The sequence below is a fragment of the Xanthomonas sp. NCPPB 1132 genome (assembly GCF_056629235.1).
In genome coordinates this window covers 42,814-65,869 of the sequence record NZ_CM152819.1, presented here as the reverse complement: position 1 = coordinate 65,869, position 23,056 = coordinate 42,814, and the positions used below count along the sequence as shown (strand labels likewise).

Annotated in this window: 20 protein-coding genes; 8 read left to right on the top strand and 12 right to left on the bottom strand. The window is 69.6% G+C overall.

Annotation, left to right across the window (positions count from 1 at the left end; translation table 11 throughout):
• Positions 1-73 precede the first annotated feature (73 nt).
• Positions 74-2,851, bottom strand: a complete 2,778-nt coding sequence (locus AC1G9L_RS00300; RefSeq protein ID WP_481069935.1) for a TonB-dependent receptor — start codon at positions 2,849-2,851, stop codon at positions 74-76.
• Between the two features lie 296 nt (positions 2,852-3,147).
• Between AC1G9L_RS00300 and AC1G9L_RS00295 the strand changes: the two genes are divergently transcribed.
• Positions 3,148-4,170 (top strand): PfkB family carbohydrate kinase, encoded by a 1,023-nt coding sequence (locus AC1G9L_RS00295; RefSeq protein ID WP_481069933.1) that lies wholly within the window; start codon positions 3,148-3,150, stop codon positions 4,168-4,170.
• 328 nt (positions 4,171-4,498) lie between these two features.
• Here AC1G9L_RS00295 and fabV read toward each other — a convergent pair whose 3' ends face one another.
• The 3 genes from fabV to AC1G9L_RS00280 form a co-directional block, all read right to left on the bottom strand.
• Positions 4,499-5,704 (bottom strand): enoyl-ACP reductase FabV, encoded by a 1,206-nt coding sequence (gene fabV, locus AC1G9L_RS00290; RefSeq protein ID WP_019799898.1) that lies wholly within the window; start codon positions 5,702-5,704, stop codon positions 4,499-4,501.
• A gap of 356 nt (positions 5,705-6,060) precedes the next feature.
• A complete protein-coding gene (locus AC1G9L_RS00285; RefSeq protein ID WP_019799899.1) occupies positions 6,061-6,702 on the bottom strand; it encodes a response regulator in 642 nt (213 codons plus the stop codon).
• A complete protein-coding gene (locus AC1G9L_RS00280) occupies positions 6,699-7,799 on the bottom strand; it encodes a histidine kinase (protein ID WP_019799900.1) in 1,101 nt (366 codons plus the stop codon). Before AC1G9L_RS00280 ends, AC1G9L_RS00285 begins: the two co-directional genes overlap by 4 nt.
• 259 nt (positions 7,800-8,058) lie before the next feature.
• Between AC1G9L_RS00280 and AC1G9L_RS00275 the strand changes: the two genes are divergently transcribed.
• From AC1G9L_RS00275 to lldD, 5 genes are all read left to right on the top strand, one after another.
• Positions 8,059-8,757 carry a CPBP family intramembrane glutamic endopeptidase gene (locus AC1G9L_RS00275; protein ID WP_481069932.1) on the top strand — a complete coding sequence of 233 codons (699 nt, stop codon included), beginning with the start codon at positions 8,059-8,061 and terminating at the stop codon, positions 8,755-8,757.
• A gap of 15 nt (positions 8,758-8,772) precedes the next feature.
• Positions 8,773-9,351, top strand: a complete 579-nt coding sequence (locus AC1G9L_RS00270; RefSeq protein WP_019799902.1) for a methyltransferase — start codon at positions 8,773-8,775, stop codon at positions 9,349-9,351.
• Between the two features lie 10 nt (positions 9,352-9,361).
• Positions 9,362-9,817, top strand: coding sequence for a DUF2214 family protein (locus tag AC1G9L_RS00265; protein WP_019799903.1), 456 nt, complete (start codon positions 9,362-9,364; stop codon positions 9,815-9,817).
• A gap of 102 nt (positions 9,818-9,919) precedes the next feature.
• Complete coding sequence (lldR, locus tag AC1G9L_RS00260) at positions 9,920-10,720, top strand: transcriptional regulator LldR (protein WP_481069931.1); 801 nt, start codon at positions 9,920-9,922, stop codon at positions 10,718-10,720.
• Between the two features lie 13 nt (positions 10,721-10,733).
• Entirely contained in the window at positions 10,734-11,894 is a 1,161-nt protein-coding gene (gene lldD, locus AC1G9L_RS00255) for an FMN-dependent L-lactate dehydrogenase LldD (protein WP_481069929.1), read from the top strand.
• 42 nt (positions 11,895-11,936) lie between these two features.
• On the opposite strand, the gene ku is transcribed toward lldD, so the two are convergent.
• The gene (gene ku, locus AC1G9L_RS00250) at positions 11,937-12,917 is read right to left on the bottom strand and encodes a non-homologous end joining protein Ku (protein WP_481069928.1); all 981 of its coding nucleotides are present in this window, start codon (positions 12,915-12,917) and stop codon (positions 11,937-11,939) included.
• Positions 12,917-13,312 carry a hypothetical protein gene (locus tag AC1G9L_RS00245; protein WP_481069926.1) on the bottom strand — a complete coding sequence of 132 codons (396 nt, stop codon included), beginning with the start codon at positions 13,310-13,312 and terminating at the stop codon, positions 12,917-12,919. The genes ku and AC1G9L_RS00245 overlap by 1 nt, the downstream gene beginning before the upstream one ends.
• A gap of 158 nt (positions 13,313-13,470) precedes the next feature.
• Between AC1G9L_RS00245 and AC1G9L_RS00240 the strand changes: the two genes are divergently transcribed.
• The gene (locus AC1G9L_RS00240) at positions 13,471-13,773 is read left to right on the top strand and encodes a hypothetical protein (protein ID WP_019801302.1); all 303 of its coding nucleotides are present in this window, start codon (positions 13,471-13,473) and stop codon (positions 13,771-13,773) included.
• Between the two features lie 197 nt (positions 13,774-13,970).
• Here AC1G9L_RS00240 and AC1G9L_RS00235 read toward each other — a convergent pair whose 3' ends face one another.
• From AC1G9L_RS00235 to adh, 3 genes are all read right to left on the bottom strand, one after another.
• Positions 13,971-14,366, bottom strand: coding sequence for a DUF779 domain-containing protein (locus AC1G9L_RS00235; RefSeq protein WP_019799229.1), 396 nt, complete (start codon positions 14,364-14,366; stop codon positions 13,971-13,973).
• Positions 14,366-15,394: an alcohol dehydrogenase AdhP gene (adhP, locus tag AC1G9L_RS00230; protein WP_019799228.1), complete on the bottom strand. Its 1,029-nt coding sequence runs from the start codon at positions 15,392-15,394 to the stop codon at positions 14,366-14,368. The genes AC1G9L_RS00235 and adhP overlap by 1 nt, the downstream gene beginning before the upstream one ends.
• Positions 15,395-15,520: 126 nt before the next feature.
• Positions 15,521-17,050 carry an aldehyde dehydrogenase gene (gene adh / locus AC1G9L_RS00225; protein WP_481069925.1) on the bottom strand — a complete coding sequence of 510 codons (1,530 nt, stop codon included), beginning with the start codon at positions 17,048-17,050 and terminating at the stop codon, positions 15,521-15,523.
• Between the two features lie 247 nt (positions 17,051-17,297).
• Here adh and AC1G9L_RS00220 point away from each other — a divergent pair, with 247 nt between their 5' ends.
• A complete protein-coding gene (locus AC1G9L_RS00220) occupies positions 17,298-19,196 on the top strand; it encodes a sigma-54-dependent Fis family transcriptional regulator (protein WP_481069923.1) in 1,899 nt (632 codons plus the stop codon).
• A gap of 323 nt (positions 19,197-19,519) precedes the next feature.
• Here the strand turns inward: AC1G9L_RS00220 and AC1G9L_RS00215 are convergent, their stop codons facing one another.
• From AC1G9L_RS00215 to AC1G9L_RS00205, 3 genes are all read right to left on the bottom strand, one after another.
• The gene (locus AC1G9L_RS00215) at positions 19,520-20,032 is read right to left on the bottom strand and encodes a hypothetical protein (RefSeq protein WP_481069922.1); all 513 of its coding nucleotides are present in this window, start codon (positions 20,030-20,032) and stop codon (positions 19,520-19,522) included.
• A 130-nt stretch (positions 20,033-20,162) separates the two neighbouring features.
• A complete protein-coding gene (locus tag AC1G9L_RS00210) occupies positions 20,163-20,669 on the bottom strand; it encodes a hypothetical protein (RefSeq protein WP_019799079.1) in 507 nt (168 codons plus the stop codon).
• Between the two features lie 164 nt (positions 20,670-20,833).
• A complete protein-coding gene (locus AC1G9L_RS00205) occupies positions 20,834-22,960 on the bottom strand; it encodes a TonB-dependent receptor family protein (RefSeq protein ID WP_481069921.1) in 2,127 nt (708 codons plus the stop codon).
• Between the last annotated feature and the right edge of the window lie 96 nt (positions 22,961-23,056).

Below are 23,056 nucleotides of genomic sequence, written 5' to 3'. Positions count from 1 at the left end.
CCTCCCCGGCCCGCGAGTATGCGGGCAGCGGGGCGTTGCCGATGCCGCAGCGCGGCACCGGCGCACGCAGACATCAAAACTTGTAACGCACCCCGATCGCGTACTGGCGGCCGGTTTCGCTGTAGGTCAGCGGCAGCTGCGCGCCGGTGGCGCTGGTCTGCACCCACTCGTAGTACGGCACGTTGGTCAGGTTCGAGCCTTCCAGGCTGATGTCGATCTTCTCGTCGATCTTGTAGGTCAGCTTGGCGTCGACGACATTGGTGCCGCGCATGCCGTGCATGTCGAAGCCGGTTTCCGTGGCCGGTACCTGGGTCAGGTAGCCGTCGCGGTGGGTCAGCGACACGCGGCCGCTGAAGCGCTCGCCTTCGTAGAACAGCGTGGCGTTGTACGAGTTCTTCGACAGGCCGGTGAGGTCGGTGTTGAACGACAGCGCGCCGGTGCCGGTGACGTACTGGATCTTCGACTGCACGTAGGTGTAGTTGAGCTGGGTGCCGAAGTTGGCCCACTTGCCCGGCAGGAAGCTGAAGGGCTGGATGTAGTTGAACTCGGCGCCCTTCAGCTTGCCGCCCGGGGTGTTGAGCGGCACGCTGAAGACGAAGTCGTCGCTGGCCGCCGCGCCAGTGCCGTCGAGCAGGCTGACCGGCAGGCCGCTGCCGGAGTACGGGGCGATGGTGCGCGCGGTCTGCACGAAGCTGTCGATGTCCTTGTAGAACAGCGCCAGGCCGAGCATCGCGCCTTCCTGCAGGTACCACTCGAAACCGAGGTCGGCGGTCTTGGCGCGGATCGGATCCAGGTTCGGATTGCCGCCGCTGACCGTGCGCGCGCCGCCGGCGACGGCGACGGTCACACCCGGGGTCAGGCTGCCCAGGCCCGGCCGCGTCATCACCTTGGCGGCGCCGAAGCGGATCAGGAAATCCGGGGTGATCTCGGCGACCAGGTTCAGCGACGGCAGGGTGTCGTGGTAGTCGCGCTCGACCGTGGTGTTGATCAGGTTGGAGCCGACCAGGGCGTAGCCGGTGGAGGACTGGTTGGTCTTCACGTAGCGCACGCCGACGTTGCCGGAGAACGGGATCGCGCCGATGTCGAAGGCGAAGTCGCCCATCAACCACGCGCCGCGGTCCTTTTCTTCCACGCTGCGGGTGTTGACCGCGCGCTCGGTCAGCGTCCAGGTGCCGGTGCCGCTGTAGATGCCCAGCGCATCGGCGATGCCGTTGAGGTCGGGCACCGCCCAGTTCGACGGCGAGCCCTCGATGCCCTTGAGCCCGGCCAGCGTCACCAGGTCGACCGGCACGATGCGGTTGCCGGTGGCGAAGGTCGGCACGCTGGTTTCGGAGGCGCGGCGGAACTCCTTGGTGTCGAAGCCGTAGTTCTTGGCCAGCACGCCGCCCTTGAGGATGAAGTTGGTACCCAGGTTCCACTCGAAGTTCAGCGAGCCGGTGTCGAAGCTGTTGTTGGCCGACTGCGGACGCATGCGCACTTCGGCCAGGGTCCAGCCGTTGGCGGCGGTCGGGTCGATGCCGTAGTTGAACACCGGCGAGGTGTAGCTGTTGCGGTAGTCGTAGCTGTACCCGGCGACGTTGTTCTTGTCCATGATGATCGTGGTCTGGATCGGGTTCCGGTGCTTGGAACTGGAGCTGCCGATCTCGCCGGTGATCTTGAAGGTGTCGCTGAAGCGGTGCTCGCCGTTGAGGGTGAGCTGCTTGAAGACCGTGTTCCACTCGTCGTGGCGGTTCTCCGAACGGATGTCGGTGTTGTCGAAGCGGCCGTACAGCAGCGCGCCGGAGGCCGGGTCGACGTAGCCGTCGCGCACGATCATGTCCGGCTTGCCGTTCTGCGAGCGGCCGCGGCTGAAGCTGATCGCCTCGATGTAGTGCTCGTCGCGCTTGGCGTCGATCTTCGAGTACAGGCCGTCCAGCGAGAACTCGGTGCTGTCGTTGGGCTTCCACTGCAGCGAGCCGGTCACGCCCAGGCGGTTCTGCTCGTGCTCCATCTGCGTGTAGCGCGGGATGCGCGGGCTGAACACGTTGGCGCTGTTGGCCGCGGCGAACGGCGAGGCGGCGCTGTAGCCGTTGTTGCTGGGGCCGTTGGCCCAGCGCGTGGTGCCGCTGCCTTCCTCAAGCACCTGGCGCTCGGAATAGGCCACCGACATCAGCGCGCCGAAGGTGCCATCGGCCCAGGTGTTGGCGACCAGCGCGGCGATGCGCGGATCGGCCTTCTGCGACATGCCGTTGTAGGTGGCCTGGCCGTTGGCGGCGAAGGTGAAGCCGTCGTAGTCGAACGGCCGCGCGGTGCGCAGGTCGACCGTGGCGCCCAGCGAGCCCTCCTCGACGTCGGCCGAGGCGGTCTTGCGCACCACCATCTGGGTGAACAGGTCCGAGGCGAACACGTTGAAGTCGAAGCCGCGGCCGCGGTTGGTGCCGCCGCTCTGGTCGCTGGCGCCGACCGTGGTCAGCGCTTCCATGCCGTTGATGCGCACGCGGGTGAAGTCCGGGCCGAGGCCGCGCACGGAGATGTTGCGGCCTTCGCCGGCGTCGCGGGTGATGACCACGCCGGGGATGCGCTGCAGCGATTCGGCCAGGTTGGTGTCGGGGAACTTGCCCACGTCCTCGGCGACGATGGCGTCGACCATGCCCTTTTCGGCGCGCTTGATGTCCAGCGCCTTCTCCACGCTGGCGCGGTAGCCGGTGACGACGACGGTGTCGAGCTCAGTGGTGGCGTCGGCCGAGGCCGTGGCGGGCGTCGCGGACGCCGGCGCCTCCTGCGCCTGCAGCGCACCGGCCTGCAGGGCCAGGCCGATCGACAGCGCGAGCAAGGTAACCGGTGTCTTCCGGCGTTCGGTACGTGATTGCATGTCCTCCCCTCCCAAGGGTTCCATGACGGCGTTGAACTACGGGCGTTGTCGTGAATGACACCGCTAGTCAAAACCAACGTTAACAGTTGCGAAACATTGCAGCATCTTGCAGCGCAACAGAGTGCCCGGCGGCCGCAGGGTCTTTCCAGTCAATGAGATAGCGCACGATCGCGACGCGGGCCGGCGCCGAACCGCGTGCTGCCGCACGAAAATGACACCGCTAGTCACTTTTTCTGGCCGAGGTGCGCGTTTCGCGGCATGCTTGGCGTCCCTTCGGCCGCCCGGACCCGCCCGCCATGATCGTTTCCCGCATCGTCTGCTTCGGCGAACTGCTGCTGCGCCTGGGCGCACCCGGCCACGAACGGCTGCTGCAGACGCCGCGGCTGGAGGTACAGGTGGGCGGCGCCGAGGCCAACGTGGGCGTGGCGCTGGCGCATTTCGGCCATGCCGTGTCCGTGGTCAGCGTGCTGCCGGACAACCCGCTGGGCCAGGCCGCGGCCGGCGAGCTGCGCCGGCACGGGGTGGATACCGGCGGCATCCGCTTCGTGCCCGGGCGCATGGGCCTGTACTTCCTCAGCACCGGCGCCGGGCACCGGCCCAGCGAAGTCACCTACGACCGCGCCGGCTCGGCCTTCGCGCTGGATGCGGGCGACCAGCACGACTGGCCGGCGCTGCTGCAGGGCGCGCAGTGGCTGCATCTGTCCGGGGTGACCCCGGCGCTGGGCGAACGCGGCGCGGCGGCGACGCTGGCCGCCGCGCAGGCGGCACGTGCGGCCGGGGTGCGGGTGTCGTTCGACGGCAACTACCGGCCCAAGCTGTGGGAAGCCTGGCACGGCGATGCGCCGGGCATCCTGCGGCAACTGCTGGACCAGGCGGACGTGCTGTTCGCCGACTACCGCGACCTGGAGGTGGTGCTGGGTCACCGCTATCCGCAGGACAGCGTGCAGGCGCGGGTGGAGGCCGGCGCGCGCGACGCCTTCGCCGCGTTCCCGCAGCTACAGGCGATGGCCTGCACCCAGCGCGTGGCGCATAGCGTGGACCGGCACAGCCTGGGCGCGCTGCTGCTGCGCCGCGACGGCAGCGTCGCGCAGGCGCCGGCCGAGGAGCTGAGCGGCATCGTCGACCGCATCGGCGGCGGCGACGCCTTCGCCGCCGGCGTGCTGCACGGGCTGAGCCGCGGATGGGACGACACCGCCACGATCCGCTTCGGCCTGGCCGCCGGCTGCCTCAAGCACACGCTGCCGGGCGACGTGCTGGCGCTGAGCGAGGCCGAGGTGCAGGCGTGTGTGGGGGCGACGCGGTTCGATGTGAGGCGGTGAGGGGCCGGGAATGGGGAATGGGGATTGGGGATTGGCAAAGGCGCTAGCGCTGCGGGTTCGCGGCGCGGGGCGGTGCCGCGGTATGGAACCGGCCGCATGCCCGACGAGGTTCGGTCAATTCCAGCACCGCGGCTTCGTTTGTCGCGGCTGAAGCCGCTCCTACGGGTGCAGCGCGTGCTCTCGTAGGAGCGGCTTCAGCCGCGACCGGCCATCGCACGTTGGCGATGCGAGGTGCAAAAGAAAACGGCCGACATCGCTACCGGCCGCATCTCTTTCCGGGATTCGGGATCAACGCGACTCCGAATCCTCACTCCCCAATCCCGGCTCCTCAGAGCTCCACGCAATCGAACTTCACGTCCGGGTCGACGTCGGCGTCGTAGTCCACGTCCTGGCGTTCGAAGCCGAACAGCTTGAGGAACTCGTGCTTGTAGCCGGCGTAGTCGGTGAGCTGGAACAGGTTCTCGGTGGTCACCTGCGGCCACAGCGCCTTGCAGGCGTCCTGCACGTCGTCGCGCAGCTCCCAGTCGTCCAGGCGCAGGCGGTTCTCGTCGTCGGTGGCCGAGGGCTGGCCGTCCTCGCGGTACAGGCGCTCGCGGAACAGGCGGTCGGCCTGCTCGATGGTGCCTTCGTGCAGGCCCTTCTCCTTCATGATCTTGTAGACCATGGAGATGTACAGCGGCATCACCGGGATCGCCGCGCTGGCCTGGGTCACCACCGATTTCAGCACCGCCACGTTGGCTGCGCCGCCGTGCTGCTGCAGGCGGGCGTGCAGGCGCTGCGCGGTCTGGTCGAGGTCGACCTTGGCCTTGCCCAGCGCGCCGTGCCAGTAGATCGGCCAGGTGATCTCGGTACCGATGTAGCTGAAGGCCACGGTGCGCGCGCCCGGGGCGAGCACGCCGGCGCCTTCGAGCGCATCGATCCACAGTTCCCAGTCCTGCCCGCCCATCACGGTGACGGTGTCTTCGATCTCCTGCTCGGTGGCCGGCTCGATCGAGGCCTCGATGATCGCGTCCTTGTTGGTGTCGATGGCGGTGGCGGTGTAGGTCTGGCCGATCGGCTTGAGCGCCGAGCGCTTCACTTCGCCGGTGCCCGGCAGCTTGCGCACCGGCGAGGCCAGCGAATACACCACCAGGTCGACCTGGCCGCCCATGTCCTGCTTGATCAGTTCGATGACCTTGGCGCGCGCTTCGTCGGAGAACGCGTCGCCGTTGATCGACTTGCTGTACAGGCCGGCGGCCTTGGCGTGCTTGTCGAAGGCGGCGGCGTTGTACCAGCCGGCTGTACCGGCCTTCTTCTCGCTGCCGGGCTTTTCGAAGAACACGCCGAGCGTGTCGGCGCCGAAGCCGAACGCGGCGGTGATGCGCGAGGCCAGGCCGTAGCCGCTGGACGCGCCGATCACCAGCACGTTCTTTGGCCCATCGTGGCGCACGCCGCGCGCGCGCGTGGCAGCGATCTGCTCGAGCACGTTGCGCTCGCAACCGAGCGGATGCGTGGTGGTGCAGATGAAACCGCGGACTTTCGGATGGATGATCAACGTGAATTCCTCGTCGGCACAATGCCCGCGGCATCTTAATGTCTGCGGCGGGCGCACAGAAGTCCCGGTGGTAGCACACGGCGGGGTATGGAGCGTACTGCGGGCGGGCGCGCGCGTTTGGGTGGTGTCGCGTCGCGGCTGAAGCCGCTCCCACAAAGGCGGTGACGTGGTGGCGGGCGCTGCGCTGGCGCGAGGTGAATCGCGCTGGTCGGCGCACCACGCATCGCGCCTTCGGTTGTCGCGGCTGAAGCCGCTCCTACGGCAGGCTGCGGCACGGCGCGGTGGCATCGTTGTGGGAGGGACTTCAGTCCTGACGCGCTGCCGGTGGACGTCGCAGCGCCACCGCTGTGCACGCATCAGATGATGCGCAAGGTGATCGCCTTGAGCACCGCGCGGGTGCGGTCGCGGGTGCCGAGCTTGTCGAGGATGGTGGAGACGTAGTTCTTCACCGTGCCTTCGGCCAGGAACAGGCTGCGCGCGATCTCCTTGTTCGAGTAGCCGCCGGCGAGCAGGCGCAGGATCGCCACTTCGCGTTCGTTGAAGGTGTCGCGCGGGGCGTCCTCGTCGCGGTAGCGGTAGCGCGCGCGCACCGGGTCGGTGCTGACCGGCTGCAGCAGGGTCTCGCCGGCGGCCACGCGCGCGATCGCCTCGCGCAGGTCCTCCGGCGCGGCGTCCTTGAGCAGGAAGCCCTGCGCGCCGGCGGCGGTGGCGCGCAGCAGCAAGTCCGAGTCGTCGAAGGTGGTGAGCAGCAGCAGCGGCGTGCCATTCCCGCTCGCGCGCAACCGGGTCAAGGCCTCGATACCGTCCACGCCGGGCATGCGGATGTCGCTGAGCACCACGTCTACCGCCTCGGTTGCCAACCGTTCGATCAGCTCGGCGCCATCGCTGACCTCGAACGCGACCGTGATGCCCTGCTGCTGCAGCAGGGCGCGCAGTCCGGCGCGCACCAGCGCCTGGTCGTCGGCCAGCGCGACGGTGATGGATGCGAGCTGGGTCATGCGGGGATCCTGGCGGTCAGGCGCAGCGCGCCGTGCGGTGTGAAACCGATGTCCAGGCAGCCGTGCGCGGCGACGATGCGCTCGCGCATGCCGGACAGGCCGTTGCCTTCGCGCAGGCGCGCGGCGTGCTGGCCGTTGTCCTCGATGCGTAAAAGCAACGACTGGCCATCGCGTGCCAGGCGCACGTGCAGTGTATCGGCGTCGGTGTGCCGGGCGGTGTTGGTCAAGGCTTCCTGCACCACACGCAGCAGGGTCTCGGCCAGGGCCGGATCGGTGACGGTGGCGTCGGCGGCGATGTCCAGCGCCAACGCGGGACGCGGCAGCGGCGCGGCCAGCGCGCGCAGCGCGGTGTGCAGGTCCAGCCCCCGCGTATCGCGCAACGCCTGGACCACACTGCGAATGTCGTCCAGCAGCTCGCTGGACAGTTGCTGGGCGATGCGCACCTCGTTGCGCGCAGCCAGGGCCGGGTCGCCGGCCAGCACGCGCAGGTTGAGCTTCATCGCGGTGAGCTTGTGTCCGGCCACATCGTGCAGTTCGCGTGCCACGCGCAGGCGTTCGGCATCGCGCGCGCTCTCGGCGAGCAGCGCGCGCGTGGCCAGCAGGTCGGCATTGACCAGGGCCAGCGCATCACGCGTGCGCTCGGCGTTGCGCGCGTAGTAGGCGACCAGCGCGGAAAATGCCTGGAAGCTCGCATAGATGGCGACCACCAGCCACTGCCGCTTGACGCCTACCATATCCAGCATCAGGTACAAGCCGACATTGATCGCCAGGCCGAAGGTCAGCACCACCGCCGGCCGCCAGCGCATGGCCGCGTGCGCCACCAGCATGACCAGCAGCACCGGCGCCGTACCGGCGCGCGGCTCCAGGCAGACCAGCCACAACGCCAGCACCGCCTGCACGCAAAGCGCCGCGTCCGGCAGGACCGCGCGTGCCCTGAGCCAGTCGTAGGCGATGAACAGCCCGGCGAAGCCGCCCAGCAGCCACCACCGCAGCGCGCTGCCGTCGGTTTCGAAGCCGAACGACAGCGCGACCGCCACGATCGTGATCAGGCCAGCGATATTGAGCGGCTCGAAGAACTCGCGCAGAGTCGGGTGCATGGGGCGATGCTCGCCCGCCCTCGCGCAACTGGCAATGGGCTGGCGAGAGGTCGTGACTTCCGGCAGGTGGCAACTACCACCGCCGGTCGCCGCGTCGCAGGCTTTGGCCGTGGGGCGGACGCCCAATCGCGTTTGGCAAGCGTCGGGCCGCAGATCGTGACTTCCGGCAGGTCATGGTCATGACGACCGGCCATGCCAGGAATCCGATCGGCGGCGGATGCTAGGAGCGTCCTCCTGCAGACCCGACCGAGTGCCTCGCATGGCAACCACGACGCCCCGCCAATCCATGTCGACCGCATCGCTGGTTGCCGTCCTGCTGGGCTTTCCGCTGGGTTCGTTCCTGCTGTCGTTGCTGTTGCTGCAGCGCCCCGCAATGGAAGCGGCGCACTGGGACGGGCAGGCGGTCGTCTTCTTGCTCGCCGCTTGCTGGTACGCCCTTCAGATCGCGTTGTTGCTCTTGGCGCTGAGGAAAGCGGACTGGTCCTGGCGGGACATCGGCTGGTCATTTGGCAGTCGCGGCACGGCGTGGTTGATCGCGGCATACCTCGGGGTGGCCTTCGCGTTGATCGGCGGTGTGGAGTGGGCATTGGCGCATGGTCCCGCGGCCGATCCGGCGCAACTGTCCGATCTGGCGAACCTGACGCCGCGCACGCTGCAGGCGCGACTGATCTACGTCGTGATGGGCCTGCTGGGCGGCCTGTGCGAAGAGCTGGTGTACCGCGGTTTCGCGTTGCAAGGGTTGCGTCGCCGCGGTGCGGGGATCGTCGTTGCGTGCCTGCTGGCTTCCCTGGCGTTCGTTGCGCAGCACGGGCTGAAGTCGCTCAGCCAGTTTGCGTGGTTCTTCACGTGGGGGCTGGTGTTCTGCGTGCTGTTCTTGATCTGCCGGCGGCTGTGGCCCGGGCTCATCCTGCACTGGTTGGTCATCCTGTCGGCGTTGCCCGCCGTTCTGCCGCATTGATCGAAGGAATCTGCGATGCTGAACCTCGACCTGTCGCACCTGCTGTTCTGGATCGCCTGCGCCGCGTGGTGGGTGGTGGAAGTGTTCATTGGCCGTCGGCGCCGCAGCCAAGACGATCCTGCACGCGATGGCGGCACGCTGCGCATGCTGTGGACGGTGCTGTACGCGGCGATCTTCGTGGCCGTGATGCTGAGCATGCTGGGCGTCGGTCGCTGGCCGTTCGGCTGGCGCCTGCCGCTGCTGTGGATCGGGACGGCGATGGTTGTCGGCGGGCTGGCGTTCCGGCTGTGGGCCATTGCGGTGCTGGGCCGGCAGTTCACCGTGGACGTGGGCATCCAGCCGGGCCATGCACTGATCACTGCCGGCCCCTATCGGTGGCTCCGCCACCCCTCCTACACCGGCGCGCTGCTCGCGTTCTACGGGCTGGCGCTGGGCATGGGCAACGTGCTGTCGCTGCTGGCGATCGTGCTGCCGGTGACCTGGGCATTCCTGCGTCGCATCCGGGTCGAGGAAGCGATGCTGACCCAGGCCTTCCCCGAGGACTACCCGGACTACGCCGCGCACAGCTGGCGGCTGCTGCCGTGGGTGTGGTGAGGCCGCGTCGATGGACACTGTCGACCTGCTGCTGGCCGCCCTGCACCACCTGGCGATGCTGCTGCTGATCGCCGCGCTGGTGGCCGAATGGGCCCTGCTGCGCGCGCCGCTGGCGCACATCCAGTTGACGCGGCTGGTCCGCATCGACGCCATGTACGGCACGGCCGCGCTGCTGATCCTGGCGATCGGCGCGCTGCGCGTGCGCTACGGACTCAAGGGCGCCGACTACTACCTGCACAACCCCTGGTTCTGGGCCAAGCTCGGCACCTTCGCGGCGATCGGCCTGCTCTCGCTGGTGCCGACGCTGCGCCTGCCGCAATGGCGCCGGCAGGCGCGGCGGCAGCCGGACTGGACGCCTCCGCCCACGCAGGTGCGCACGCTGCAGCGCTTGCTCGGGCTGGAACTGGCCCTGGTGGCCTTGCTGGTGGTGCTGGCCGCGGCGATGGCGCGCTATCGGATGTTCTGATTGGTATGACCAATGCGGCACCGCATGTTACTGCGGTGATTGACGTTGCGTGAGACGTGGCGCCTAATGGCCAGACCACGCGCGCACCTTCACGCAATTGGTATGACCAATCCATCCATTGCCGCCAGCGCCGACGCAGCGGCTGAGCCCCCTGCCCGGCTCAGCGACCGGGTCGCCGCCCAGTTGCGCGCACTGATCGCACACCGCGGCCTGCCGGTCGACGCGCGCCTGCCCGCCGAGCGCGCCCTGGCCGCGGAACTGGGCGTGTCCCGCCCGGTGCTGCGCGAGGCCATCGCACAGCTCGCCAGCCAGGGGCTGCTGCGGGCGCGCGTGGGCGGCGGCACCTACGTGCAACGGCCGCCGACCCCGGAGGACCAGGTGGTGGCGCCGCTGCAGCCGTTCCTGCCGCTGCTGCACGCCGACCCGGAGTACCGCTTCGACGTGCTGGAGGCCCGTCATGCGCTGGAAGGCGCCACCGCCTGGCACGCGGCGCTGCGCGCCACCGACGACGACCGCGCGCGCATCGACGCCGCGTTCGAGGCGCTGCTGCAGACCCACGCGCAGGCCGATGCCAACGCCCAGGCGCACGCCGACGCCGACTTCCACCTGGCCATCGCCGAGGCCACCCACAACCGCGTGCTGCTGCAGGTGATGCGCGGCCTGTTCGACCTGCTGCAGGCCAACATCTCGCAGAGCCGGCAGCAGTTGTTCGCCTCGCCGCGCATCTTCGCCGCCCTGCACGCCCAGCACCGCGCGCTGCGCGACGCGATCCTGGCCGGTGACCCGGAACGCGCCCGCGCCGCCGCGCACGCGCACCTGGAATTCGTGCACAGCGCGCTGCGCACGCTCGACGAGGACGATGCGCGCCGCGCGCGTGCCTCGCGCCTGCCCTCTTCTCCCTGACCGCCCTGCCCCGATGATCATTTCCGCCGCCACCGACTATCGTGCCGCCGCCCAGCGCCGGCTGCCGCCGTTCCTGTTCCACTACATCGACGGTGGCGCCTATGCCGAACACACCCTGCGCCGCAACGTGTCCGACCTCAGCGACATCGCCCTGCGCCAGCGGGTGCTGCGCGACATGTCGGCGCTGGACCTGCACACCGAGCTGTTCGGCGAACGCCTGGCCTTGCCGGTGGCGCTGGCGCCGGTGGGCCTGACCGGCATGTACGCGCGCCGCGGCGAGGTGCAGGCGGCCAGGGCGGCGGCGGCCAAGGGCGTGCCGTTCACCCTGTCCACGGTGTCGGTGTGCCCGATCGAGGAAGTGGCGCCGGCGATCGACCGGCCGATGTGGTTCCAGCTGTATGTGCTCAAGGACCGAGGCTTCATGCGCAACGCGCTGGAGCGGGCCAAGGCGGCCGGCGTGAGCACCCTGGTGTTCACCGTGGACATGCCGGTGCCGGGTGCGCGCTACCGCGACGCGCATTCGGGCATGAGCGGCCCCAACGCGCCGCTGCGGCGCATGCTGCAGGCGCTCACGCATCCGCGCTGGGGCTGGGACGTGGGCCTGCACGGGCGTCCGCACGACCTGGGCAACATCTCCACCTACCGCGGCCACCCCACCGGGCTGGCCGACTACATCGGCTGGCTCGGCGCCAACTTCGATCCGTCGATCTCGTGGAAGGACCTGGAGTGGATCCGCGAATTCTGGACCGGGCCGATGCTGATCAAGGGCATCCTCGACCCGGCCGACGCGCGCGATGCGGTGCGGTTCGGCGCCGACGGCATCGTCGTCTCCAACCATGGCGGACGCCAGCTCGACGGCGTGCTGTCCAGCGCGCGGGCACTGCCGGCGATCGCCGATGCGGTGAAGGGCGAGCTGAAGATCCTGGCCGACTCGGGCGTGCGCAGCGGCCTGGACGTGGTGCGCATGCTGGCGCTCGGCGCCGACGCGGTGCTGCTCGGCCGCGCCTTCGTCTACGCGCTGGCTGCGGCCGGCCAGGCTGGCGTGGAACACCTGCTGGGCCTGATCGAGAAGGAGATGCGGGTGGCGATGACCCTGACCGGCGCCAGGTCGATCGCGGCGATTTCGCGCGAGTCGCTGGCGCAGGTGACGCGCGAGGCGATGATCTCGGCGTAAAGCCGGTCGCGGCGGCCCTGGCGCCGCCGCGACCGACCTGCCCTAGCCGGCCTTGCGCCGCGCCGGCGCCTTGCGCGCAGCCGGCTTGGCCTTGGCCGCCGCCGGTTTGGCGCGCGGCGCCTTCTTGGCCTTGCCGGCCGCGCTCTTGGCCGGCTTGCCGCTCTTCTTCGCCGCGGTCTTGCGCACCGGCACGCGCTCGTCCTGTTTGGCCGGCGTGCGCTTCTTGGCCTCCAGGCTCTTCTGCAGCAGCGACATGAAGTCGACCACGTTGGTGGTGGCGTCCTCGTGGTGCGGCGCCTCGGCGTCCTCGTCGACCTGGGTGGTGCCCTCCTGCGCCTTGATCCGCTTCTGGATCACCGCGTGCAGCCGCTCGCGGAATTCGTCGTGGTAGGCATCGGGGTCCCAGCGCCCGGACATTGAGTCGATCAGTTGCGCCGCCATCTCGGTTTCCTTGGCGCTGATCCGGTAGTCGGCGGCCTTGCCGCTGGGCAGCGTGTAGTCGTCCAGGTCCACCAGTTCCTGCGGATAGCGCAGCAGGATCAGCACCAGCGCGTCCTGCAAAGGCATCACCGCCGACAGGTATTCGCGGGTGCGGATCACCACCCGCGCGATGCCGACCTTGCCGGTGCTGCGCAGGGTCTCGCGCAGCAGCACATAGCCCTTCTCGGCCTTCTTGCCCGGCACCAGCACGTAGGGCTTCTCGAAGTAGCGCAGGTCGATCTCGGCGGCGTCGACGAAGGCCTCCACCTCCACCGCCTCGTGGCTCTCCGGCGCGGCCGAGGCGATGTCCTGCTGCTCGACCACCACGTAGTTGCCCTTGCTGTATTCGTAGGCCTTGACGATGTCCTTCCACGGCACTTCCTCGCCGGTGTCGGCATTGACCCGCTCGAAGCGGATCGGGCGCTTGTCGCGCGCGTCCAGCATGCGGAAGTGCAGGTCGACCCGGCGTTCGCCGGACATCAGCGACACCGGCACGTTGAGCAGGCCGAAGGACAGCGTGCCGGTCCAGATCGGGCGCGGCATCAGTGCGGCTCCATGCCGGTCGCCTGCGCCGGCAGGTGGTCCAGCGCCTGCCAGGCGTCCTCGACCACCTGCCGCGCCTGGCCCCAGTCCAGCCGCGAATCGCCGCGCACCAGGTCCCAATGCGCGGCCAATTCGCCATCGGTCTCGGCCTCCGGCCCGCGCGGCCAGCCACGGGCGTGAGTCTGCAGGGCGAAGGCATAGGCCGGGCACAGGTCGCGCCATGGCGTGCGGTGGCGCGCACGGCGCTGGCGGTAGTCGGCCAGGCTGTAGCGGCGGTAGTCCGGCGCATCGTGCGGGCGCGGCGCGGCGCCACGGCGGCGCGGCGGCGGCACGCTCGGCAAGGGATCCAGATGGGCGTTGAACAGCAGCGGGTCGGGGCGGTCGCTGGGGCGCATGGCAGGGCTCCGGGCGGCTCGGCGGGGGGATGCGCAGCAGTAGCGCCCGCCCCGTTAGCGGTTCGTGACCGACGCGTGCAAGGGCCGCGATTCGCAATGGCTTCACTGCCGCGGCGGTGAACTGGACCTCCGCCGCCATTCCTCTGGAGGAACCGGACATGTCCACGCCTACCGACCCGCTGCGCCGCGCGGCCCCCCTCCCCGGCGAACAACGCGGCAAGCGCGAGACGCAGCTCAGCGAAGACCGCGGCGCCGGCGACCGGCCCGAGACCATCGTCGAGCACGAACCACGCACCGGCGAGGATCGCCCTGCCCCGCCGGACACGCCGGCGCATTCCACGCCCGACACCGCGCACGGACGGCATGCCGACGCCAACCAGGACGAAGCGCTGGAAGAAACCTTCCCCGCCAGCGACCCGGTGTCGCCGTTCGTGCCGGCGAAGGCGCCGAAGGCGTCGTAGGACGCCGAGGGCAGCGTCGGCGCGATGCATCACATCGGTAGGAGCGGCTTCAGCCGCGATGGAGCCGGGATTGGGGAATAGGGAATGGGGAATCGCAACAGCGGCTCCCACTCCCACACCGGGGTTCCTACTGTAGGAGCGGCTTCAGCCGCGACCACGCGAGATCGAGAAACGCCCTGTCGCGGCTGAAGCCGCTCCTACACCTTCCCCGCCGCCTCCAGCGCGGCGTACTCGCCGTCGGTGAACAGGCGCGAGCGCACCAGGAAGCGCACGCCCTCGCCGTTCTCCAGCGAGAACATGCCGCCGCGGCCGGGCACCACATCGATGATCAGCTGGGTGTGCTTCCAGTAGGCGAACTGCGACGGGCTGATGTAGAACGGCGCCTGCCCGATCTCGCCCAGCAGCACGTCGCGGTCGCCGACGATGAAGTCGTCCTGCGGATAGCACATGGGCGAGGAACCGTCGCAGCAGCCGCCGGACTGGTGGAACAGCAGCGCGCCGTGCCGCGCCCGCAGCTTGGCGATCAGCTGCAGCGCCGGCAGCGTCGCCAGCACCTGCGGCGGCAGCGCGTTAGCGGGCGCGGACGCGTCCATCAGGCGGCTATGTCCAGCACGATGCGGCCTTCGATCTTGCCGGCGTGCATGCGCGCGAACACGTCGTTGACGTTGTCCAGGGTGTCGGTGGCCACGGTCGCGGCCACCTTGCCCTGCTCGGCGAATTCCAGCGACTCCTGCAGGTCCAGGCGCGTGCCGACGATCGAGCCGCGCACGGTCACGCCGTTGAGCACCATGCCGAAGATATCCAGCGGGAACTGGCCCGGCGGCAGGCCGTTGAGCGAAACCGTGCCGCCGCGGCGGACCATGCCGATGGCCTGCTCGAACGCCTTGGGCGAGACCGCGGTGACCAGCGCGCCGTGCGCACCGCCGATTTCCTTCTTCAGGTACGCCACCGGGTCGGTGGTGCGCGCGTTCACCGTCACCGTCGCACCCAGGCGCGTGGCCAGCGCCAGCTTGGCGTCGTCCACGTCCACCGCGGCCACGTTCAGGCCCATCGCCTTGGCGTACTGCACCGCCATGTGGCCGAGGCCGCCGATGCCGGAGATCACCACCCAGTTGCCGGGCCGGGTGTCGGTCACCTTCAGGCCCTTGTACACGGTGACGCCGGCGCACAGGATCGGTGCGACCTCGACGAAGCCGATGTTCTTCGGCAGGTGGCCGACGTAGTTGGCATTGGCCAGCGCGTACTCGGCGAAACCGCCGTTGACCGAGTAGCCGGTGTTCTGCTGCGTCTCGCACAGGGTTTCCCAGCCGCCCAGGCAATGTTCGCAATGGCCGCAGGCCGAGTACAGCCACGGAATGCCGACACGATCGCCTTCCCTGACGTGGTCCACGCCGGCGCCGACCGCCACCACGTGGCCCACGCCCTCGTGGCCGGGAATGAACGGCGGATTCGGCTTCACCGGCCAGTCGCCTTCGGCCGCGTGCAGGTCGGTGTGGCACACGCCGCAGGCTTCGATCTTGACCAGGATGTCGCCGGCCTGCGGCCGCGGCACCGCCACTTCCTCGATTGCCAGCGGCTTGCCGAATTCCCGCACCACGGCGGCTTTCATCGTCTTGTCCATTGCAACGCTCCTGAGAAAAACGAGTGATGTCACCATCGCGCGACCGGCGACGGATTGCCTTGATCCAGATCAGTTGGCGGCAAGGCGACGACACGCCTGTGCGCGTGCCGCCGCCCTGCCCGCGCGTCAGAAGAAGCCGAGCGCCTTCGGCGAGTAGCTGACCAGCAGGTTCTTGGTCTGCTGGTAGTGGTCGAGCATCATCTTGTGGTTCTCGCGGCCGATGCCCGACTGCTTGTAGCCGCCGAACGCGGCATGCGCCGGATAGGCGTGATAGCAGTTGGTCCACACCCGCCCGGCCTGGATCGCGCGGCCCATGCGGTACAGCCGCGCCGCATCGCGGCTCCACACGCCGGCACCCAGGCCGTACAGCGTGTCGTTGGCGATCGCCAGCGCCTCGGCCTCGTCCTTGAAGGTGGTCACCGACACCACCGGGCCGAAGATCTCCTCCTGGAACACGCGCATCCTGTTGTGGCCCTTGAACACCGTCGGCTTGACGTAGAAGCCGCCGGCGAGCTCGCCATCCAGCGCGTTGCGCTCGCCGCCGATCAGCACCTCGGCGCCTTCCTGCTTGCCGATATCGATGTAGGACAGGATCTTCTCCAACTGCTCGCTGGAGGCCTGCGCACCGACCATGGTGTTGGGATCGAGCGGGTTGCCCTGCTTGATCGCCGCCACGCGCTTGAGCGCCTTCTCCATGAACTTGTCGTAGATCGATTCCTGGATCAGCGCGCGCGACGGGCAGGTGCACACCTCGCCCTGGTTGAAGGCGAACAGCACGAAACCTTCCACCGCCTTGTCGAGGAAATCGTCGTCCTCGGCCATCACGTCGGCGAAGAAGATGTTGGGCGACTTGCCGCCCAGCTCCAGCGTCACCGGGATCAGGTTCTGGCTGGCGTACTGCATGATCAGCCGGCCGGTGGTGGTCTCGCCGGTGAAGGCGATCTTGGCGATGCGCGGGTTGCTGGCCAGCGGCTTGCCCGCCTCCAGGCCGAAGCCGTTGACCACGTTGAGCACGCCCGGCGGCAGCAGGTCGCCGATGACCTCCATCAGCACCAGGATCGAGGCCGGGGTTTGCTCGGCCGGCTTCATCACCACGCAATTGCCCGCGGCCAAGGCAGGCGCCAGCTTCCAGCACGCCATCAGCAGCGGGAAGTTCCACGGGATGATCTGGCCGACCACGCCGAGCGGCTCGTGGAAGTGGTAGGCGATGGTGTCGTGGTCGATCTCCGAGATGCCGCCTTCCTGCGCACGCACCGCGCCGGCGAAGTAGCGGAAGTGGTCCACGCACAGCGGCACGTCGGCATTGAGCGTCTCGCGCACCGGCTTGCCGTTGTCCCAGGTCTCGGCATAGGCCAGCAGCTCCAGATTCTGCTCGATGCGGTCGGCGATCTTCAGCAGCACGTTGCTGCGCTCGGTGCTGGAGGTCTTGCCCCAGGCGTCCTTGGCGGCGTGCGCGGCGTCCAGCGCGGCCTCGATGTCCTCGGCGTTGGAGCGCGCCACCGCGGTGAACACCTTGCCGGTGATCGGCGTGCTGTTGTCGAAGTACTGCCCGCTCTTCGGCTCCACCCACTTGCCGCCGATGAAGTTGCCGTAGCGCGACTTGAAGATGGACTGCGGATCGGTGGCATGCGGCTTGGCGGTGCTGACGGCATTCATCGTGGTGTCTCCTTCGGCGGTCGAGAAGGACAGGGCAGGCCCGTCCGGGTAGCTGCACATGCGCAAGTCCGATGCCAGGTTTTGCGTGCTGCGCCGCGTCACGCGTTCGCACCGCGACACAGCGACGCACCCCGCCCGGTTTTGCTGCGTCGCGCCACGCCTGCCGATTGCGCCGCGCCGGCGGATGTGTTGTTTATCGGAACACCCGTATCACCAGGTGTCGCAATCTGCGACAGCGGAGCCGGACATGGCGCAGCACCCTTCGCAACACCAACTCGGCCAGGCCCGCCGGGCCTTCTTCGAACGCGGCGGCGCGCCGGTCGGGCAGGTGCCCGACACCATCCTGCAGTCGTGGCAGCGCTGCCAGCGCCTGGGCCTGGCCGCGGATGCCAAGCCGGCGATCGAGCCGCTGGAAGCCTCGCGCCTGCGCGCCCTGCGCGAGGCGCACGAGCGGCTGTGGCGGCTGGCCCGCGCCGAGCTGGAAGGCCTGGCGGGCGACGCCGCGGCCACCGGCAGCATCGTGCTGCTCACCGACGAGGCCGGCTGGATCCTCGACGCCGAAGGCAGCCCGCGCTTCCTCGACAAGGCGGGCAGGGTGGCGCTGATGCCCGGCGCCTGCTGGAGCGAACCCCAGGTCGGCACCAACGCGATCGGCACGGCGATCGTCGAAAGCCGCTCGGTGGAAGTGCGCGGTGGCGAGCACTATTTCGCCCCGCACCAGATCCTCAGTTGCGCCGCGGTGCCGATCTTCGATCCCTACGGCCACCTGGCCGGCGTGCTCGACATCTCCGGCGACGCCAGCGTGCAGCACATGCACGCGCTGGCACTGGCGCGGATGGCCGTGGCCAACATCGAACACCGCTATTTCGACGACGGCATTCCCGGCTGCGAACTGCTGCGCGTGCACCACGACCCGGCGCTGCTCGGCACCGCACGCGAAGCGCTGCTGGCCTTCCGCAACGGCCGCCTGGTGGCGGCCAACCAGGCCGGGTTGCGGCTGTTCGGGCTGGAACGCCACGAACTCGGCCGCGCACCCTACGAGGCGCTGTTCGAAGAGCCGCTGTCGCGGCTGCGCCAGCAGGGCAGCGTGTTCGACCTGCAGGGGCGGGCGCTGCACGGACGCATCGACAGCCCGGCCGACGACCGTCCGCGGCGGCGGCCGCAGCAGGCGCCGATCACGGTGACCGCGTCGTCGCGGCCTTCGGCGGCGGCCGCATCCGACGCACCGCTGTTCGACGCCGCCCAGGAGCTGGCGCTGGAACGCGCGCGGCGCGTGCTCGACGCGCAACTGCCGGTGCTGGTGCAGGGCGAGACCGGCACCGGCAAGGAAGTGTTCGCGCGCGAACTGCACCGGCGCAGCGCACGCGCCGGGCGCCCCTTCGTGGCGGTCAACTGCGCGGCGCTGCCGGAAGGGCTGATCGAAGCGGAACTGTTCGGCTACGAGGATGGTGCCTTCACCGGCGCGCGCAAGCACGGCAATCCCGGGCTGTTGCGTCAGGCCGATGGCGGCGTGCTGTTCCTGGACGAGATCGGCGACATGCCGCTGGCGCTGCAGCCGCGGTTGCTGCGTGTGCTGCAGGAGCGCGAACTGCTACCGCTGGGCGGCGGCAAGCCGGTGAAGCTGGATTTCGCGCTGATTTGTGCCACCCACCGCGACCTGGACGCGGCGATGGCCGAGCAGCGCTTCCGCCCCGACCTGTACTACCGCATCGCCCACCACTGCGTGCAGGTGCCGGCGCTGCGTGCGCATCCGGACCGGCGCACGCTGGTCGCCGAACTGTGGACACGGCTTGGCCAGGGCAGGCGCCTGACCGAGGCCGCCCTGGCGACGCTGAGCGCCTATGCGTGGCCGGGCAATCTGCGCCAGCTGGTGGCCTGCCTGCGCACGCTGGTGGCGCTGAGCGAGCCGGGCGCGCTGGTCGATAGCGACGCGTTGCCGGCCTATCTGCCCGGCGTGCGCGCGGCAGAGCAGGGCAGCAACACCGGCACCGCGATGCCGTTGCCCGATGCCGACCTCGACAGTCTCGCGCTCGGCGCCATGCGCCAGGCCCTGGCTGCCTGCAACGGCAACGTCTCGCAGGCCGCACGGCGGCTCGGCATCAGCCGCAGCACGCTGTACCGGCGGCTGCAGTTGGGCACGCACTAAGATCGCGTTTCGCTGCGTGCCGGCTGCGCCGCGCGGTCGTCGACATCGCGTTTCTCGCAGGAGCGGCTTCAGCCGCGACGCGACTCCATCGGTCATGCCAGTCGCGGCTGAAGCCGCTCCTACAGGACAGCAGTGCTTCTTGCCGAGTTGCGACAGATCCTGCAGAACGCCGCGTCACGGTTGACCGTCGCTCTCGCATCCACCGTCTGCTTGAAGCACTACACATCGCCCGCGACTGCCGCGTCCGAACAGGGCCAGCAGCGCGTGGTGGTGCCGGCGATGCTCCAGGTTCTTTCAGGACCAAGGAGCATCATCGGCCTGGCTCATCGCGGCCGTGCCGGTGCCGACGGCGCTGCCACCGCCGTGGACGGCCGCTGCATCGGCCGCAGTGGCGCGCGGGGTTCGCGCCGGAGCTGCCGGCCGGTGGCTTCGGCCTGCGCCTTGAGCGCCGGCGGCGCCGTGGGACTGGACGCGACGAACGCCGCCAGTTGCAGCGCCAGCGGTGGATCCATCAGGCGCAGCAGGCCCAGCGCGTGGCCTTGCCGCACCGGATCGCCCGAGGTGATGTCGGCGTAGAAGAGTTCCACGTACTTGCTCTGCAACGAGCGCGCAAATTCCCTGTTCTTGTCTTCCACGCTGAGCTTCGCCAGCGCCAACTGGCCTGCGGAAATCTTGTCCGCGGCGGCATTGCCGTAGAAGGCCAACACCGCCATCGCCAACGGCGCCAGCATCTTCTCCAGGAGCCGGAACGCACGCTCGGCCGGGGTTTTCCGCGTCTGCAGCGCCTGCTTGAGCCGGGCGACGTCGCTCAGCAACCGGTCGAGCTTGTCTTCCACGACATTCCCTCCGCGACATCGACGCCTGCATGGGCCATCCATGCGGCGCTGCCTTCCCTGCGTCTAAGCGTCGCCGGCGGCGGCTTGTGAAGCGCGCATGCCACGGTGTGTCGCAAGGCCCGCGGACAGGTCAGGGCATGCGCTCCCGGCGCTGCCGCAGCAGGCCTGCCACCGCGTCCGCCTCGTGATCGAGCTGCGCCTGGAACTTGCCGTAGTTGGATAGATGCAGAGACTGGTAGATCCGTCGCTTCGCATCGGCGAACAGCAGCGGCAATGGATCGCCTGCACTCGGGCGCGCCGGCAGCCAGGAAAACAGGTGGGTTGCACGCAGCACGCGCACGACGGTGGCCGGCATGAACACGTGGCGTGCGCGACCGCCACGCATGGCGGCGTCGATCATGCGCAAATGGTCAAGATCCAGATCCGCCACCACCAGATTGCTGCGCCCGACGGTCGGCACATGCAGCAACTCGACAAAGCAGACCTGCCCCGCATCCTGCGGAAGAAAGCCCAGGCGTGCGAAATTGCGGTGGTAGCGGCGACCGCCGCCACGGTACTGCGGCAGCAGGAACGGATGGTGCACGCCGTGCCGCTGCCAGAAGCCGACGCCATCGCGATGGTAGTCCAGCACCTGCACTAACACCGGGCGCGATGCGATGTCGGCCGCGTAGTTCGCATCGAGGCCGACGAACAGGAACTCCGCGTCCCATGGTGCCGCCCCCTGGTAGGGGCGATCACGGAAATGCCGGCACAGCTCCGCGCTGGGATGAAGCTGGTAGATGCTCCCCTCCTAAGGCCAACTCAGTGCGGCAAGTCCCACTGCAACCCGACCGTATAGCTGCGATCCGGCCCCGGCTCGTAGTAACGGCCATTGCCGTCGTTGACGATGACCGAGCCGATGTAGCGGCGGTCGAACGCGTTGTCGATGCGCGCGAAGGTGCGTAGGGTGCCGTGCGCGGTGGTCCAGCGCCGCGCCGCTTCCAGGTTGAGCAGGGCGTAGCCGGGCGCGGCCTCGCTGGCCAGGTCGTTGACCACGGTGTCGCCAGCGGCCACGCCCTCGACCGCGAACTGCCAGGCGCGCGGCTGCCACTGCCAGCGCGCGAACAGTTGCTGCTGCGGCACGCCGGGCAGGCGCGTGCCGGCGGCCACCACCGCGGTGGGCGTCGCGCAGCCGCTGCTGGCGCAGGTCAGGTAGGCCTGGCGCACCGTCGCCTGCAGCCAGGTGTAGGCCAGTTGCAGTTGTGCGCTGTCGCCCAGCGGCAGGGTCAGGCTGGTCTCGGCGCCCTGGCGGCGAGTGCGGCCAATGTTGCGGTAAGTGCTGCGGCCGTTGGTGTTGCTGGCCACCGCCAGTTCGTCGTCGGTGCTGGCGCGGAACAGCGCCGCGTCCCAGCTGGCGCCGGCGGCGTTGCGCCACTTCGCGCCCAGTTCCAGGTTCTGGCTGCGCGCGGCGGCCAGGTCCAGGGCCAGGCCGGCGCCGCCGTCACGGCGGTAGCCCAGCTCGTTGAAGGTCGGGGTCTCGAAGCCGCGCCCGGCCGAGGTGTAGAGCCGCAGGTCGTCGGTGACGCGGAACACCAGCCCGGCCACCGGGGTGGTCGCGGCATAGTCGGTGCGGCCGCTGTCGTCGGGGTTGCGGCCGACGATATAGGCATCGTCCGAACGGAACCGCACCTGGCTGTGGCGCAGGCCGGCGAGCAGCGACCAGCGCGCGGCGAACTGCCACCAGGCCTGGGCGAACTGGTCCACGTTCTCCACCCGGTCCTGCTGGTCGCGGCGCAGCGGCCCCTTCACTCCGAGCGTGCTGCCGACGAAGTTCTCGTAGCCGGTGCGGTGCTGTTGCTGGCGGTCGGCATTGGCGCCGACGGTGAACTGGAACGGGCGTCCGGCCAGCTGGCCCTGCCAGGCCCAGCGCGCGTCAAGGCCGCCGTAGTCGCCATCCAGGTCGATCACGCCGCCGGCGTTGAGCGGGTTGCTCTGCGCGCTCACCGGCACCGAGAGGTATTGGGTGACGTCGCGGCGCCCGGCGTAGCCCATCAGGCGCCAGGTCTGCTGGTCCACCTGCTGGGTGAAGATGGCGCCGGCCTGCACCTGGCGGGTGGACTTGCGGGTATCGAACTGGCTGGCCGCGGCGGTGGCCTGGCGCGGGTCGGCAGCGGCCTGGGCGCGGCTCAGGCCCAGCGGATCCTGCGCATCGGGCGCCTCCAGCGCGTTGAGCAGCAGGTCCAGGCGCCGCCCCGGCGCCAGGTCGATGCCGATCTTGGCGTTGAAGGTGGTGCGCTGGGCGTGGCTGTGGTCGCGGTAGCCGTCGGTGCTGAAATGGGTGGCGGCCAGGTTGTAGTGGACCTCGCCTTGCTGGCCCAGCGCCTGGGCGCTGAGGGCGGCGGTGCCGTGGCTGCCGATCGCGCTGCGCAGCCGCCACGGATCGTCCGGCTGGCCGTCGGCGCTCCACAGCTGCACCACGCCGCCGGAGGAATTGCCGTACAGCGCCGAGAACGGCCCGCGCAGTACCTCGACCCGCTCGCTGCCGAACAGGTTGAAGTTGGACAACTGGCCCTGGCCGTCCGGCATCGTCGCCGGGATGCCGTCCAGCAGCAGGCGCACGCCGCGCACGCCGAACGCCGAGCGCGCGCCGAAGCCGCGGATCGACAGCTGGGTGTCCTGCGCATAGTTCTGGCGATCGCGCGCGAGCAGGCCGGGCACCCCGACCAGCGCCTCGGACGTCTGTATGCCGAGGCGGTCGCTGTCGCCCAGGCCGGTGGTGGTCAGCGACGCCGGCAGGTCGAAATCGGCCACGCCGCCGACGCGGGCGGCCTGGACCTGCAAGGCGGGCAGGGTGGTGGCCGGCTCCTCGCCAGGAGCGGCGTGGACCAGAGACGACAGCGCCAGGGCGCAGGCCCCGCAGAGCAGGGCGGAGGGCAGGGAAGAAGACATGGCCCATCATCGCCCAACTGCCGCCCGGCCGCACCGGCCAAGCGCGGCAGCGTTTGTTAGGATGAGGTGTTTGACCGCGCCGGCTCCGGTCCTTCC